Here is a 15,923-nt window from a genome sequence, read left to right on the forward strand (position 1 = left end):
TGAAGAAGCCCGCAGACGAGTGATTGTCTGCGGGCTTTTTGTTGCCTGTCCTGGCCTCATCGCGAGCAGGCTCGCTCCCACAGGGACCTTGTGTACGCCAGAAAACCATGTGGGAGCGGGCTTGCTCGCGAAGGGGCCAGGACGAACAACAGAGATCTCCAACCTGCAGAAACAACAAAGCCCGCATCTCTGCAGGCTTTGTGTTGAATCCATCCAGGCTTAGAACCTGAACACTTCCATATCGGTCCTGATCGGCGAAGCCATCGGGATCTTCGGTTGTTTGTCTTGCCCGGCTGCCGGTGCCGCAGGCTTTGCAGGAGCTTTACGTGGCGCCTCGGCGATCGGTGGCTGATTCGCCAGCGGCTTGAGCGCCGTCGACAGTTGCTCGGCCAGACGCTGCAACAACACACCCTGGGCTTGAACCTGAGCCGCAGTCCCGCCCGCATGCTGCTCTTGCAGATGAATGATGCGGTTATCACGAACCTGGCCACGACGGTCGATCAGACGCCATTGCGCATCCAGGATCGCCGGTTGCGACTCACCCGAGTCCAGGCGAGTAATCGTCAGGAGAACCTGCACATCCGGCGTGAAGCCTACTGTCGCTGGCGCCAGCACCACGCGCTGGCTGTCCAGATGACCGGCGACCTGACGCAGCAGCAGCTGGTCGATATCCGACGACAGGCTACCCGCCCAACGACCATCCGTCGAAGCTTGCAAGCTGCCATCCGGCTGTCGCTGCAACAATGTTTCGCGTTGCAGGTAATCGGCAACCGTTACCGGACCCAACAATACCGCCATGCCCGCGCTTTGCGCAGGCTGAGCCGGACTTCCGCTGTCCAGCTGATACAGCGACACCGGTTGGTGAACGCTGCAACCCGCCAGGCCAAGAACGCCGGCGAGCATCAAAATAAAAGGAAGGCGCAGAGCAGTCATCGTCCCATCCAGGTGGTTGCCACAAGGCTAACCACAGTGAAAATACTCAAAAAATGTGAAGAACGCTCGGCCACGCCGGCGCTTGAAAGGCCATATCATCCGTGAATATGCGTTCCGACTCCAGCGGCAAAGCGTCGATCTACGCGTTAAATCGTAGATCGAGCGCTCTAGGACGCTTAATTGAGGTTTTCGACGAGCAGTGCATCTACCCTCTGAAAGCCACGTGGCAGTTTGTTACCACGACGCCCACGCTCACCTTTGTAGTGTTCGAGGTCGTCTGCTTTTAGTGACAAGGTACGTTTTCCGGCCTGCAACACCAATGTGGCGCCATCCGGCAGAACGGCGATGTCCGTGACATATTCTTCGCGGCTGGCCACACGCTCGCCGGAAATCCCGATGATCTTGTTGCCTTTGCCCTTACCTAATTGTGGCAGGTCGCTGATTTTGAAAATCAGCAGGCGACCTTCGGTAGTCACCGAGGCCAGCCAGTTCTGTTCACGATCAGCCACCGGACGCGGCAAAATGACCTTCGCGTTGTTCGGCAGACTCAACAGAGCCTTGCCGGCCTTGTTCTTGGCTTGCAGGTCTTCACCTTTTACCACGAAACCGTAACCGGCATCGGACGCAATCACGTACAGCGAGTCGTCTTCCGGCATCAGCACGCATTCAAAGCTCGCCCCCGGTGGCGGCGTCAGACGACCGGTCAGCGGTTCGCCCTGGCCTCGGGCCGATGGCAGCGTGTGCGCGGCCACCGAATAGCTGCGACCGGTGGAGTCGATAAACACCGCAAACTGGTTGGAGCGCCCGGGCGCCAGAGCCTTGAAACCGTCCCCGGCCTTGTAGGAAAGCCCGGTGGCGTCGATTTCATGACCCTTGGCGGAACGAACCCAGCCTTTTTCCGACAGGACGACGGTCACTTTCTCGTTTGGCAGCAGATCGTGCTCGGTCAGGGCCTTGGCTTCGGCGCGTTCGACGATTGGCGACCGGCGGTCGTCGCCGTACGTTTCGGCGTCCTTGATCAGTTCGGTGCGCACCAGTTTTTTCAGTTTGGCTTCGCTGCCCAGCAGGGCTTGCAGCTTGGCTTGTTCCTTGAGCAGTTCATCCTGCTCGGCACGCAGCTTCATTTCTTCCAGTCGCGCCAATTGACGCAAACGGGTGTCGAGAATGTAGTCGGCCTGGATTTCGCTCAGGGCGAAACGCTCGATCAACGCGGCTTTCGGGTGCTCCTCGGTGCGGATGATGTGAATCACTTCATCCAGGTTGAGGTAGGCGATCAACAAACCGTCCAACAGGTGCAGGCGACGCTCGACCTTATCCAGGCGGAATTGCAGGCGGCGACGCACAGTCTGCACCCGGAATTCCAGCCACTCGACCAACAGCGCGCGCAGGTTTTTCAGCTGCGGCTTGCCGTCCAGACCAATGATGTTGATGTTGACCCGGTAACTCGACTCCAGCTCGGTGCTGGCGAACAGGTGGGTCATCAATGCATCGTGGTCAAAGTTTTTGCGTGCGCCCGGAATAATCACGATCCGGCACGGGTTTTCGTGGTCGGACTCGTCTCGCAAGTCAGCGATCTGCGGGGCTTTCGACGGTTTGGCCTGCATCATGGCCGCGATCTGTTCCAGCACCTTGGCGCCAGACACCTGATGCGGCAGCGCGGTGACGATGATGTCGCCGTCTTCGACGTGGTAAACAGCGCGCATGCGCACCGAGCCCTTGCCGGTTTCGTACATTTTCAGCAGGTCGGCACGCGGCGTGATGATTTCCGCTTCGGTCGGGTAATCCGGGCCCTGGATGTGTTCGCAGAGTTGCTCGACCGTGGCTTTGGGCTCATCAAGCAGACGCACGCAAGCCGTGGCGACTTCGCGCAGGTTGTGTGGCGGTACATCGGTGGCCATGCCCACGGCGATGCCGGTGGTGCCGTTGAGCAGGATGTTGGGCAAACGCGCCGGCAACACCAGCGGCTCTTCCAGCGTACCGTCGAAGTTCGGCCCCCAGTCCGCAGTGCCCTGGCCCAGTTCGCTGAGCAGCACTTCGGAATAACGCGACAGCCGCGCTTCGGTGTAACGCATGGCGGCGAAGGACTTGGGATCATCCGGCGCACCCCAGTTACCCTGGCCGTCGACCAGCGTGTAGCGATAGCTGAACGGCTGGGCCATCAGGACCATGGCTTCGTAGCAGGCCGAGTCACCGTGCGGGTGGAATTTACCAAGCACGTCACCGACGGTACGCGCCGATTTTTTGTGCTTGGAATCGGCGTCCAGCCCCAACTCGCTCATCGCGTAGATGATGCGCCGCTGTACCGGTTTCAGGCCGTCGCCGATATGCGGCAAGGCACGGTCCATGATCACGTACATGGAGTAGTTGAGGTAGGCATTTTCGGTGAAGTCAGCCAGTGACCGGCGTTCTACACCGTCCAGGCTGAGATCAAGGGAGTCGCTCATGCGGGCCTCATCGGTTCGTTGTCTGGCGCAGCAGCATGGTGCCACCGCGCTGGGTAAATTCAAGTTTGTTCAGCGCGCTCATTCCGAGCAGCACTTGCTTGCCATCCAGGCCCGGCACGACGAGGGCGCGCACATCACGCAGCACAATGTCGCCCAGTTGCAGGCGGTCGATGCGGGTTCGGTAACCCTGGGCTCGACCGTTGGCTGTGCTCAGGGTCACCCCGAAGCCTTTTTCCAGCTTCAGCCGTTCGGCCAATTCCGCCGGGATCGACACGTCGGTCGCCCCGGTATCGAGCATGAAATCCACCGGTTGGCCGTTGATCTGGCCGCTGGCGACGAAGTGACCCTGGTTGTTACTGGCCAGTTTCACCTCGATAAAACCTTCGCCCTGCTCCGAGCTGACCACAATATTAGGATTCTGCTGACGCGCTTCCCACTGGCCGAAAAATCGAGTGGCCAGAAACAGCGCCGCGCACCAGGCCAGCACCATTAACACACGACCGACGCGTTTGCCTGGCGGCTGCTGACTCATGACTTGGCACTCCAGCCACCTTCAGGCGCGGCAAAGCGCCAGACGATCGGCCGTTCCTCGCCATCGGCGCGGGCATCGTTGTTGTTGTCAGTGCCAATCCACGCGCCCTCGGCGTCAACAATCAACGCTTCGGTCAGGCCGTAGGGATTTGAATAGCGGCGCTGCACCTGCAAGGCTTCATCGGCAAAGGACCAGCAGCGCTCGACCTTGGCCGTCACCGAATCACGGCGGCAGATCTGGTAGGCGTTGCGCTCAAGGGTAAACAGCTTGCCGTTGAACAGCGACAGGTCGGCGAAGTCTCGGGTCACCGCTTTGGCTCGGGGAAACGGTGCCGGCTGCATTTCTTTACCGGCTTCGCTCAGCAACACACAGCCACCATCGCAATCCCAGACCGTCTGTTTGCGCTTGATCAGCAACAAGCCACGGCTTTGACGCTCAGAGGCGAGCCACAATTGATCACCCGCCGGATTGATCGCCAGGCCCTCGAACAACGCATTGAAGTGCAACAGCATGCCGCTGGCCCGGGCTTCGCGAATCAGCATCGGCGAGATTTTCAGCCAGGACGATGGCCCAACGGGTGGCACTTGCAGAATCGCGGCATGGGATTCGCTGACGAGGTAGCGATTACCGGCGCTGTCGCAGGTGATGCCTTCAAAATCCAGGTCCCCGCCACGGACAAACGACGCCACCCAGGTTCGTGAACGCAAGCCCCAGGGCAAACCGCTGTCTGGCACCGGTGGTACGCCGATGGCCACCGTTTCGGCTTGCCATACCTTGTCGCGGGTATCGAGCCGGTATATCTGATCGTCGTCGCGATCAGACACCGTCCACAGGTCATTACCGCACTGGGCCAACCCTGACAGGTTGCCGCCGCGCATACCTTCAACGGGATGCTCGGACAACAGGCGCAGTTCCGGCACCGGCTCGGCAACCGCCGAAATCGAGGTCAGAAGTAACGCACACGCCAGGGCAAAGCCAACCCGCATCAGCCAAGAACCTCGGCCAGGTTGCCTTTGGATTCCAGCCAGGATTTGCGGTCACCGGCGCGTTTCTTCGCTAGCAGCATGTCCATCATTTCCGAGGTTGCGTCGAAATCTTCCAGCGTCAACTGCACCAGACGCCGAGTGTTCGGGTCCATGGTGGTTTCGCGCAGCTGCGGCGGGTTCATTTCACCCAGGCCTTTGAATCGTGTGACCTGCGGCTTGCCGCGTTTCTTCTCGGCCACCAGGCGATCGAGGATGCCATCGCGCTCGGCTTCGTCCAGGGCGTAGTAAATCTCTTTGCCCAGGTCGATTCGGTACAACGGCGGCATCGCGACGTAGACATGACCGGCATCCACCAACGGGCGGAAATGCTGGACGAACAACGCACACAGCAACGTGGCGATGTGCAGACCGTCAGAGTCGGCGTCAGCGAGGATGCAGATCTTGCCGTAACGCAGCTGGGCGATGTCAGCCGAGCCGGGATCGACACCGATGGCGACGGCGATGTTGTGCACTTCCTGGCTGGCCAGCACTTCGCTGCCGTCGACTTCCCAGGTGTTCAGAATCTTGCCGCGCAACGGCAGGATCGCTTGAAATTCTTTGTCTCGCGCTTGCTTGGCCGAACCGCCGGCGGAATCACCTTCCACCAGGAACAGCTCGGAACGCATCGGGTCCTGCCCGGCGCAGTCGGCGAGTTTGCCCGGCAGTGCCGGCCCCGCCGTGATGCGCTTGCGCTCGACCTTCTTGCTGGCCTTCAGACGTCGGCCGGCGTTGTTGATCGCCAGCTCTGCCAGCAACATGCCGGTTTCCGGGTTGGCGTTGAGCCACAGGCTGAACGCGTCCTTGACCACACCGGAAACGAATGCAGCCGCTTCACGGGACGACAGACGCTCTTTGGTCTGGCCGGAGAATTGCGGCTCTTGCATCTTCATCGACAGCACGAAAGCGATGCGTTCCCAGACGTCTTCCGGCGCCAGCTTCACGCCGCGTGGCAGCAGGCTGCGGAATTCGCAGAACTCGCGCATCGCATCGAGCAAGCCCTGACGCAGACCGTTGACGTGGGTACCGCCCTGCGCCGTCGGGATCAGGTTGACGTAGCTTTCCTGAACGCTGTCGCCACCTTCGGGCAACCACAACAGCGCCCAATCGACCGCTTCTTTGTTACCGGCCAGGCTGCCGCAGAACGGCTCGTCCGGCAGGCGTTCGAATCCGTTGACCGCGTCCACCAGATAGGAACGCAGGCCGTCTTCGTAATGCCATTCGACTTTCTCGCCGGTGGCCTTGTCTTCAAAACTGACCAGCAGCCCCGGGCACAGAACGGCCTTGGCCTTGAGCACATGCTTGAGGCGGCTGATGGAGAATTTCGGCGAATCGAAGTATTTTGGGTCCGGGGCGAAGAACACGCTGGTACCGGTGTTGCGCTTGCCGACAGTACCAATGATTTCCAGCTCGGTTTTCTTGTAACCGTCGGCGAACGTCATCTGGTATTCGTTGCCGTCACGTTTTACGCGCACCCGGACTTCGTTCGACAAGGCGTTGACCACGGAAATACCCACCCCGTGCAGACCGCCGGAGAACTGGTAGTTCTTGTTGGAAAACTTGCCGCCCGCATGGAGCTTGGTGAGGATCAGCTCGACGCCCGACACGCCTTCTTCGGCGTGGATATCCACCGGCATGCCGCGGCCGTCATCGCTGACTACCAGGGAGTGATCGGCGTGCAGGATGACCTGCACCGAGGTCGCGTGCCCGGCCAAGGCTTCGTCGACGCTGTTGTCGATGACTTCCTGGGCGAGGTGGTTCGGCCGACTGGTGTCGGTGTACATGCCGGGGCGTTTGCGCACCGGGTCGAGGCCCGAGAGGACTTCGATGGCGTCTGCGTTATAAGAGCTAGCGCTGGGAGTGGCCATGGGGTCTCGTCGTCCGCCTGTAAAAAGAGTGCTCGTTGAAAATAGGGGCGATGAGTCACAGTGCAGTGAAATCAATCGCCTGATACAAATCTGCGCCGATGCCGGCAAAACTCAGCATTGCCGGCAATTGCTCGGCAAAACCCTGGAAGCTATGGTCGCCGCCGGCCTGGATGCGCAAGGCACAGGCCCGGTAATACTGCTGGGCGAGGCGGTAGTCCAGCGTTTCATCGCCGGTCTGCAACCACACCTGATAACGCTGCGGGTCCCGGGGCGCCGGCACTTCCAGCTCGGCCAGGGCCGTCACGTGGTCGTGGGTCAATTCCCAGGCCTCATCGGTATACAGGTTTTTCTGCGTCCCCAGATACCCGTCGAACATCCGGTGCGGACTGACGGCAGGATTGATCAACAGGGCCTTGAGGCCATGGCGCTCGGCCAAGTGAGTCGCATAGTAGCCGCCGAGTGAGCTGCCGACCAGCAGTGGCCGCCCAAGCTCCTCAATCGCCTTGTTTAGCTGACCGATGGCCTCACGCGGATGGTGATGCAAGGCCGGGACGCGCAACTGATCGCTCAAGCCCAGACGTTCCATTACTTGTACCAACTGCGTGGCCTTTTTAGACGAAGGCGCGCTGTTGAAACCGTGGATATAAAGGATCGAACCAGACATTTGAGCTCCCTGTGCGTCGGGTAAAGAAGGCGGAGTTTACAGGGAGTCGGGGGATCGGGGATATCCGTGGGAATGAGCGCGGCTGTGCCGACGCCTTCGCGAGCAAGCCCGCTCCCACATTGGATCTGTGTCATTCACAAATCCCCTGTGGGAGCGGGCTTGCTCGCGAAAGCCGCGACTCGGTCCTGCCGAATGACAAAAAAGTCAGTAGCCGTTGGAACCGTAATCGACCTCAAAGTCGAAACCGGTAACGCGTTCCACGCCGGTTTCGAGCTGACCATCCGGCAAAAGCCGCAACCACCGATATCCCGGCGCCTGGTCACTGACCTTGAAATCATCACTGCCCGGTTCGAACTGAATACAGGTCGAAGGCGAGGCAATCAGCCGCACGCCATTGCGAACCTGATCGACCTCTTGATGCACATGCCCCCATAAAACAGCGCGCACCTGCGCAAACCGATCCAGCACGGCGAACAAAGCGTCTGGATTGCGCAATCCGATCGGCTCCATCCACGCACACCCGATCGACACCGGATGATGATGCAAGCACACCAGATGATGCCGTTCAGGCGCCTCGCTCAACGAGCGGACCAGCAACTGTAACTGCTCATCCTGCAAATACCCCGGCACCGAACCCGGTACGGCCGAATCGAGCAACGTGACGCGCCAGTTACCAACGTCCACCACTGGTTCCAGCAACGCACTCTGCACAGCGGCCTGCGCCATGATCTGCGGCTCATCATGATTGCCGGGAATCCAGCGCGCCGGCGCATCGAGTTGCCGCGTCAGGTCACGAAACTGCTGATAGGACTCCAGCGTCCCGTCCTGAGAAAGATCGCCACTGGCAATGATCAGGTCGATCCGCGGCTGCTGACGCCGAACCAGCTCGATGACTTTTTGCAGGCTGTCCCGGGTATTCATGCCCAGCAACGTTTCATCCGATTCGGCAAACAGATGACTGTCGGACAGTTGCACCAGCAACGCCGGATCGGCGGTGGTCAAAGTGGATACGCTCGGCAAGGCGTTCTCCCAGGGCTGAATCACGGGATGGATGAGTGCCGCAATTATGCTGGGGGATGATCAAAAGGGGAAACCTGTGAACCTGACGCAGTTCACATCTACCGCTACCGCACCACCGCGTACTCGTGTCCGCAGGCCAGGCAATGGCTCAGCCATTCACCCAGGAACATATTCAGCTGGGCCTTTTCGTCCGGCTGATGCATTGAAGCATTCGGGTAAGGATAGATGCCGCGAAAGCGTCGTGCATGTTCGGCGCTGACCACTTCGGCCATGCACGCGTCGTGATAGACCTGAACTTCCAGTTGCGGCACCGGCAGCCACGGCAGGCTGTGTTCCTGGCGTACTTGCAGGGTTGTGGTGTACGGGCAGACTTGAAGGACTTCGAGGGCCAGTACGCCGAGCATCTGCTCGCCATGAGTCACGGCTATGCGCCGCGCCTCCGGTTCGTTGCGCATGTCGGGCAGCAATCGCATCAGGCGCGCGTAGTTGGCCTCGCAGGAGGCTTGCAGCCCCACCAGGTCGACCCTATAGCGATCGCGCAACTTGTTTACGACCATAACCCCCTCACTTCAACGCGGTTCAAAGCTAACCATTGCAAGGCAATGATGCTGGCCGCGTTGGCAATTCGTCCGTCGCGTACGGCTTGCAAGGCATCTTCGAACGCCCAGACCGTGACGCGGATATCTTCTGCTTCTTCCTCCAGCCCATGCAGGCCACCGACCCCTACACTGTCACAGCGCCCCAGGTACAAGTGCACAAATTCATTGCTGCCGCCCGGCGATGGAAAATATTTGGTCATCGGCCAAAGCGCCCCGAACACAAGCCCAGCTTCCTCCTGCGCTTCGCGGTGAGCAACTTCTTCCGGCACCTCATCCTTGTCGATCAGACCGGCGACCAGTTCGATCAGCCATGGATTGTCGATTTTGCCCATGGCGCCGACGCGAAACTGCTCGATCAACACCACTTCATCGCGCTGCGGATCGTATGGCAGCACGCACACCGCATCGTGGCGAACGAACACTTCACGATTGATCTCGCGACTCATGCCCCCGGCGAACAATTCGTGGCGCAAGTGCACACGATCGAGCTTGTAGAAACCCTCGTAGCACTTTTCGCGCCGAACGATATCAACGGCGGTCGGAACGGCGTTGGCAAAATCAGTCATGACTATCCTCGTTTACTGCAAATCCGTTATGAGGCTCCTTTTTGTTACTTGCAACCTCGACTTCGCGCCATCCTAACGCGCCCGCGATGTTTGATGCAGCCCCTTTCCAGTCAGCGGGATAGACGGTGAGAGCAAAACCAACTCTAATCAGCTTAGTGGCGAACTGACTGCTTCGTTGAGAGTCGAAGCGGATAACTTTTTGCCTTTCCCTGTTTCATGAAGGACGCCCATGTCGCTTTTTAAAATCGCCTCCGTGGCTGCAATCGCCCTGACTTTGGGCGCCTGCCAGAGTTTGTTCCAACCCAACTACCGGGCGCCGCTTGAAACTACCCGCGATGCATCCGAACAGCTGAAACCGGGTTGCACAACAGCTGACTGCCCGCTGGTTAACATCGATACGCTGCGCTTCCCTGCCGAACCTGCGCTTGACGGCATCATCGAAAAACGCCTGCTGCAACTGACCCGAACCTCGCCCGACGCCCCGGTGGCGCCCACGCTGGCCGCGTATCGCGAGCAGTTTTTGAGCAGTGCCGGCCCGCGTAACAGCAGTTACTTGCAAGCCAAGGTACGTGAGCAGCATGACGGCTTGGTGATCGTCGAATTTTCCAGCTACCTGGACACTGGCGGTGCCCATGGCACGCCGGGCCGCAGTTTCATCAACTATTCACGCCAGCAACACAAAGTGCTGACGCTGTCGGACATGTTGGTGCCGGGGCAGGAAGAAGCGTTCTGGAAAGCGGCGCAAGTAGCGCACAACAGCTGGCTGATCAGCACCAAGCTCGATCAGGAGCCAGAGTTCGTGAAGAGCTGGCCTTTCGTCAAAACCCAAAACATTGCGCTGACGTACGGCGGGGTGATCCTCAAGTACGAAGTGAGCACCATCGCGCCATACGCGCTGGGCCACGTCGAACTGAAGATCCCCTACCCGCGCCTGAACGGTATTCTCAAGCCCGAGCTGTTTCCCGGCCGTAGCTGAAGGCTCGACCGAGCAGCAGTTGCAGCAGCCCTGCCAGAATCAGCGACGGCAGGGTTGCGCCGATGTCCGGATACAGATTGGCCAGCAAATGATAGGTACTCACCCCGCCCAACCAGGCGAGCAACACCGGCCAGCGCAATGCGGCTGACGCCACGCGAGCACTGCGCTTGCGCAGGATGAAGTGATCCACCAGCACCACGCCGAACAGCGGCGCAAACACCGAACCGATCAACAGCAGGAAGTTCTGATACTGGGCCAACGGCGCCAGGCAGGCGATCAGTGTGCAGATCACGCCAATCGCCAGTGCCAGATGCTCAACTTTCAAGCGCAGCAAAATCCCGCTGGAAACGGCCGCCGAGTGAATGTCGGCGAAGGCGTTTTCCGACTCGTCCAACAGGATCAGCAGCAGCGGAATCCCCAGGCCGGCACCCGCCAATGCCAACAGCAAGGCATTCACTTCACCGCTCGGCGCGAACGCCAGGGTGTAGGCCACGCCCAGGCTCATCAGCCAGAAGTTACCGATAAAGAAGCCGATCGCTGTACCGCCGAACACGTTTTTCGCACGCTTGCCGAAACGCGAGTAATCGGCAATCAGCGGCAACCACGACAGCGGCATGGCGATGGCAATGTCGAAGCCCACGGCGAACGGCATCGAACCATCACCGGCCTGTGCCCACAGCGCCGCCAGATCAGCTTTGGCGAACAGGTTCCAGGTCAGCCAGATGCACGCGGCCAGCAGCAACCAGATGCCCCACTTGCGCAGGATCTGACGGACGAATGTCAGCGGACCACTGACGGCCAGCAAGGTCGCCAAACCACCAAAGAACACGGTCCACAGCAGCGGATTGGACAGCAGGCTGCTTTCGCTGAACGCCCGCGCACCGAGCAGGCTGGCGGCGTCGCGCATGACGATGATTTCGAACGAGCCCCAACCGATCAGTTGCAGCAGGTTCAGCACGGCCGGCAGGCTCGCGCCTTTTGCACCGAGGCTGAGTTTGAGCGCGGCCATTGACGACAGACCGGTGTCGCTGCCGATCACGCCGACGGCGGCCAGCAGCAAAACGCCGACCAGCGTGCCGAGGAAGATTGCCAGCAGCGAACCGGACAGGCCCAGGCCTGGCGCGAGCAGAGCGCCGGTCTGCAACACCATCAGACCGATGCCGAGGGAGAACCACAGGGAAAACAGATCGCGGCCGCCGAAGACACGTTTGTCTTGGGGCACCGCGATATCAGGGGAATACGTGCTGGGTTGAATGCTCAAGGGTGTTATCTCAGAGGGGCATTTGTTGTGATCGTTCCCACGCTCCGCGTGGGAATGCCTCTAGGGACGCTCCGCGTCCAGTGACGCGGAGCGTCACGGGCTGCATTCCCACGCAGAGCGTGGGAACGATCAGTACGGAATCAAACCTTCTTGTACAGCTGGCTGCCTTCCTGCTTGAACCGCTCGGCCTGTTCCGCCAATCCCTGGGCGACTTCGGCATCGACCGTTTCGATGCGCTGGTTGGCCGCGTATTCGCGGACTTCCTGAGTGATCTTCATCGAGCAGAATTTCGGTCCGCACATGGAGCAGAAGTGCGCGACCTTGGCCGAATCCTTCGGCAGGGTCTCATCGTGATACGAACGAGCGGTATCCGGATCGAGACCCAGGTTGAACTGGTCTTCCCAGCGGAATTCGAAACGCGCCTTGCTCAAGGCGTTGTCGCGGATCTGCGCGCCCGGATGGCCCTTGGCAAGGTCGGCGGCGTGCGCGGCGATCTTGTAGGTGATGATCCCGGTCTTCACGTCATCCTTGTTCGGCAGACCCAAGTGTTCCTTCGGCGTCACGTAGCAGAGCATGGCGCAACCGAACCAGCCGATCATCGCCGCACCGATACCCGAGGTGATGTGGTCGTAGCCTGGCGCAATGTCCGTGGTCAGCGGGCCGAGGGTATAGAACGGCGCCTCGTCGCAGCATTCCAGCTGCTTGTCCATGTTCTCTTTGATCAACTGCATCGGCACATGGCCCGGGCCTTCGATCATGCACTGCACGTCGTGCTTCCAGGCGATCTTGGTCAGTTCGCCGAGGGTTTCCAGCTCACCGAATTGCGCCGCGTCGTTGGCGTCGGCAATCGAGCCCGGACGCAGGCCATCGCCCAGCGAGAAGCTGACGTCGTAGGCCTTCATGATTTCGCAGATGTCTTCGAAATGGGTGTAGAGGAAGTTCTCTTTGTGGTGCGCCAGGCACCACTTGGCCATGATCGAACCACCACGGGAAACGATACCGGTCACGCGTTTGGCGGTCAGCGGCACGTAGCGCAACAGCACGCCGGCGTGGATGGTGAAGTAGTCGACGCCCTGTTCGGCCTGTTCGATCAGCGTGTCGCGGAACAGCTCCCAGGTCAGGTCTTCGGCAGCGCCGCCGACTTTTTCCAACGCTTGATAGATCGGCACGGTACCGATCGGCACCGGCGAGTTACGGATGATCCACTCGCGGGTTTCGTGAATGTGTTTGCCGGTGGACAGGTCCATGACCGTGTCCGAACCCCAGCGAATGCCCCAGGTCAGTTTCGCCACTTCTTCTTCGATGGACGAACCCAAGGCGCTGTTGCCAATGTTGCCGTTGATCTTCACCAGGAAGTTACGGCCGATGATCATCGGTTCCAGTTCGGTGTGGTTGATGTTGGCCGGAATGATCGCGCGACCGCGGGCGATCTCTTCACGGACGAATTCGGGGGTGATGATTTTCGGCACGCTGGCGCCAAAGCTGTAACCGGCGTGTTGCTGGTCCAGCAGGCCGGCGGCGCGAGCCACTTCAAGCTTCATGTTTTCGCGGATGGCGACGTATTCCATCTCGGCGGTGATGATGCCTTTGCGCGCGTAGTGCATCTGGCTGACGTTGGCGCCGGCCTTGGCCCGGCGCGGGTTGTTCACGTGAGCGAAACGCAGCTTGGTCAGCTCCTCATCAGCGAGGCGTTCCTGGCCGAAGTTGGAACTCAGGCCTGGCAGGCGCTCGGTGTCGCCACGGGATTCGATCCACGGCGAACGCACATCGGCGAGACCTTTGCGTACGTCGATGACGACGTTGGGATCGGTGTACGGGCCCGAAGTGTCGTACACAACGACCGGCGCGTTGATCTCGCCGCCGAAGTCGGTCGGGGTCACATCAAGGCTGATTTCGCGCATCGGCACGAGGATGTCCGGGCGGGAGCCCTGAACGTAGATTTTTTGCGAGCGGGTAAACGGCTGAACCGATTGCTGATCGACTTGGGCCGAATCACTCAGGTTCGTAGTGTTTTTTAGTTTTATCGTCATCACGGGCTCTCCAGACACATCCAGGCAGTGGATTTTTGTCGGAGCGAACCTGTAAACGAATGGACGCACGTGCGCTGGGAAAACCAGCTGTGCTGTGCTCAGTGCTCGAGGGGTGTTCGATTGTCGAACAACATCCCGGACGAAGCACAAGAGGACTCGCCGGGTGACGAGAAATCTTGTTCCCTACGCAGGCGCTAACCTGATCAGGTTCAACGGGATCCGAAATTATTCGATCTCAGCCTCATAGCAAGGCACCCCGACAAGAACCCGGCCAGTCTAGACACAACCGGCAAAGAACGCCAACACCGCGGTAAACACCGTGATGAATGGCGCAATTACAGGATTGTTGCGGTCGTTGCGCACAACTACACTCGCTACGCCATACCGCGCCTTGACGCTGTATGGGCCGCGCCGTAGCCTTGGCGCTCAAATTATCAGCGTAATTTTTTAGGGATGGCCTCATGCTGCGCAAACTCTCACTGGCCGTTGCCGTGTCTTGTGCGTCCAATGGAATGGCCTGGGCAGCAGAAGCGCCCTTATCGACCAAAACCGATCTGGTCAGCGTCTACCAGGAAGCGGTGGACAATAACGCCGACCTGGCTGCCGCCATCGCCCAATATGGCGCCCAGAAAGAAGTCGTGCCCCAGGCCCGCGCCGGGCTGCTGCCGAACCTCTCTGGTGGTGCCGAAGTGGCTAACGTGCGCACGTCGATCGATCAGCCTGCGTCCACCTTCAGCCGCAATGCTCATTCGTATCAGGCAACGCTGGCGCAACCGCTGTTCCGGGCCGATCGCTGGTTCCAGTTCCAGGCTGCCAAGGACGTTAATGAGCAGGCCGCGTTGCAACTCTCGGCGACCCAGCAAAACCTGATCCTGCAGACCGCCGAAAGCTACTTCAACGTATTGCGCACCCAGGACAACCTGGCCTCGACCAAGGCCGAGGAAGCCGCATTCAAACGCCAGCTCGATCAATCCAACGAGCGCTTCGATGTCGGCCTGTCGGACAAGACCGACGTGCTGCAATCCCAGGCCAGTTACGACACCGCGCGGGCCAACCGGATCGTCGCGCAGCGTCAGGTGGATGATGCGTTCGAAGCCCTGATCACCCTGACCAACCGTCAGTACAACTCGATTCAGGGCATTGTCCACACCCTGCCGATTCTGCCGCCATCACCGAACGACGCCAAATCCTGGGTCGATACGGCGGCCAGGCAGAACCTCAATCTGTTGGCCAGCAACTACGCCGTCAGCGCCGCCGAAGAAACCCTCAAGCAGCGCAAGGCCGGCCACGCGCCGACCCTGGACGCCGTGGCGAAGTACGAGAAAGGCGATAACGATGCCCTGGGCTTCAGCAACCCGAATGTCTTCGGCTCGCCCTACAAGGGCGACGTTGACCAGACCACCGTGGGCCTGCAACTGAATATCCCGATCTACAGCGGCGGCCTGATCAATTCCCAGGTGCGTCAATCGTATGCCCAGCTGGATCAGTCCGAGCAGCAACGTGAAGCCCTGCGCCGGCAAATCGTCGAAAGCACCCGCAACCTGCACCGCGCGGTGAACACCGACGTCGAGCAGGTGCAGGCACGCAAGCAGTCGATCATCTCCAACCAGAGCGCGGTGGAAGCGACCGAAATCGGTTATCAGGTGGGCACGCGAAATATCGTCGACGTGCTGGATGCCCAGCGTCAGCTGTACACCTCGGTGCGCGACTACAACAACACGCGTTACGACTACATCCTCGACAACCTGCGCTTGAAGCAGGCCGCGGGCACGTTGAATCCGGGGGACTTGCAGGATCTGGCGCGTTACCTCAAGGCTGATTACAACCCGGATAAAGACTTCCTGCCGCCGGACCTGGCGAAGGCTGCGGCGGAGCAACTCAAAGCCAATCCAACGCAGTAAAGGTAAACCTGTGGCGAGGGGGCTTGTCGGAACGCCGCATCGCCCCGTTCGGCTGCGAAGCAGTCGTAGAATCAGCTGCCTCGGTGCTTCTGGAAGAAACTGGTCGC

13 protein-coding genes and 1 riboswitch are annotated in these 15,923 nt (G+C 60.0%); of the genes, 2 read left to right on the forward strand and 11 right to left on the reverse strand.

Annotated features, from left to right (window positions below; all coding sequences use genetic code 11):
* Positions 1–219 precede the first annotated feature (219 nt).
* The 9 genes from PFAS1_RS08650 to PFAS1_RS08690 all read right to left on the reverse strand — a co-directional run bounded on the left by PFAS1_RS08650 (position 220) and on the right by PFAS1_RS08690 (position 9,648).
* Positions 220–933 carry a PqiC family protein gene (locus PFAS1_RS08650; RefSeq protein WP_076028869.1) on the reverse strand — a complete coding sequence of 238 codons (714 nt, stop codon included), beginning with the start codon at positions 931–933 and terminating at the stop codon, positions 220–222.
* A 176-nt stretch (positions 934–1,109) separates the two neighbouring features.
* Positions 1,110–3,377 (reverse strand): DNA topoisomerase IV subunit A, encoded by a 2,268-nt coding sequence (gene parC / locus PFAS1_RS08655; protein WP_074873163.1) that lies wholly within the window; start codon positions 3,375–3,377, stop codon positions 1,110–1,112.
* Between the two features lie 7 nt (positions 3,378–3,384).
* Positions 3,385–3,909 carry a retropepsin-like aspartic protease family protein gene (locus PFAS1_RS08660; RefSeq protein ID WP_076028870.1) on the reverse strand — a complete coding sequence of 175 codons (525 nt, stop codon included), beginning with the start codon at positions 3,907–3,909 and terminating at the stop codon, positions 3,385–3,387.
* Positions 3,906–4,895 carry an esterase-like activity of phytase family protein gene (locus PFAS1_RS08665; protein WP_074873158.1) on the reverse strand — a complete coding sequence of 330 codons (990 nt, stop codon included), beginning with the start codon at positions 4,893–4,895 and terminating at the stop codon, positions 3,906–3,908. Before PFAS1_RS08665 ends, PFAS1_RS08660 begins: the two co-directional genes overlap by 4 nt.
* The gene (gene parE, locus PFAS1_RS08670) at positions 4,895–6,799 is read right to left on the reverse strand and encodes a DNA topoisomerase IV subunit B (RefSeq protein WP_076028871.1); all 1,905 of its coding nucleotides are present in this window, start codon (positions 6,797–6,799) and stop codon (positions 4,895–4,897) included. The genes PFAS1_RS08665 and parE overlap by 1 nt, the downstream gene beginning before the upstream one ends.
* Before the next feature lie 55 nt (positions 6,800–6,854).
* Positions 6,855–7,463 (reverse strand): YqiA/YcfP family alpha/beta fold hydrolase, encoded by a 609-nt coding sequence (locus PFAS1_RS08675; protein ID WP_076028872.1) that lies wholly within the window; start codon positions 7,461–7,463, stop codon positions 6,855–6,857.
* Between the two features lie 204 nt (positions 7,464–7,667).
* Positions 7,668–8,483 (reverse strand): 3',5'-cyclic-AMP phosphodiesterase, encoded by an 816-nt coding sequence (gene cpdA / locus PFAS1_RS08680; protein WP_076028873.1) that lies wholly within the window; start codon positions 8,481–8,483, stop codon positions 7,668–7,670.
* A gap of 104 nt (positions 8,484–8,587) precedes the next feature.
* Positions 8,588–9,040 carry a DUF1249 domain-containing protein gene (locus PFAS1_RS08685; RefSeq protein WP_074873145.1) on the reverse strand — a complete coding sequence of 151 codons (453 nt, stop codon included), beginning with the start codon at positions 9,038–9,040 and terminating at the stop codon, positions 8,588–8,590.
* Positions 9,031–9,648, reverse strand: a complete 618-nt coding sequence (locus tag PFAS1_RS08690; RefSeq protein WP_076028874.1) for an NUDIX domain-containing protein — start codon at positions 9,646–9,648, stop codon at positions 9,031–9,033. The genes PFAS1_RS08685 and PFAS1_RS08690 overlap by 10 nt, the downstream gene beginning before the upstream one ends.
* A gap of 229 nt (positions 9,649–9,877) precedes the next feature.
* Between PFAS1_RS08690 and PFAS1_RS08695 the strand changes: the two genes are divergently transcribed.
* On the forward strand, positions 9,878–10,624 hold the full coding sequence (locus PFAS1_RS08695; protein ID WP_074873139.1) for an RsiV family protein: 747 nt from the start codon (positions 9,878–9,880) through the stop codon (positions 10,622–10,624).
* Here the strand turns inward: PFAS1_RS08695 and cytX are convergent.
* Positions 10,593–11,885, reverse strand: a complete 1,293-nt coding sequence (gene cytX / locus PFAS1_RS08700; protein WP_076028875.1) for a putative hydroxymethylpyrimidine transporter CytX — start codon at positions 11,883–11,885, stop codon at positions 10,593–10,595. The two genes, PFAS1_RS08695 and cytX, sit on opposite strands and share 32 nt — an antisense overlap.
* Positions 11,886–12,025: 140 nt before the next feature.
* The gene (gene thiC, locus PFAS1_RS08705) at positions 12,026–13,915 is read right to left on the reverse strand and encodes a phosphomethylpyrimidine synthase ThiC (RefSeq protein WP_076028876.1); all 1,890 of its coding nucleotides are present in this window, start codon (positions 13,913–13,915) and stop codon (positions 12,026–12,028) included.
* A 163-nt stretch (positions 13,916–14,078) separates the two neighbouring features.
* Positions 14,079–14,184, reverse strand: a riboswitch (TPP riboswitch).
* A gap of 192 nt (positions 14,185–14,376) precedes the next feature.
* Here thiC and PFAS1_RS08710 point away from each other — a divergent pair.
* Complete coding sequence (locus tag PFAS1_RS08710) at positions 14,377–15,816, forward strand: TolC family outer membrane protein (RefSeq protein WP_076028877.1); 1,440 nt, start codon at positions 14,377–14,379, stop codon at positions 15,814–15,816.
* Positions 15,817–15,923 lie beyond the last annotated feature (107 nt).

Source organism: Pseudomonas frederiksbergensis (assembly GCF_001952935.1).
In the GTDB taxonomy this organism is placed as follows: Bacteria; Pseudomonadota; Gammaproteobacteria; order Pseudomonadales; family Pseudomonadaceae; genus Aquipseudomonas; species Aquipseudomonas frederiksbergensis.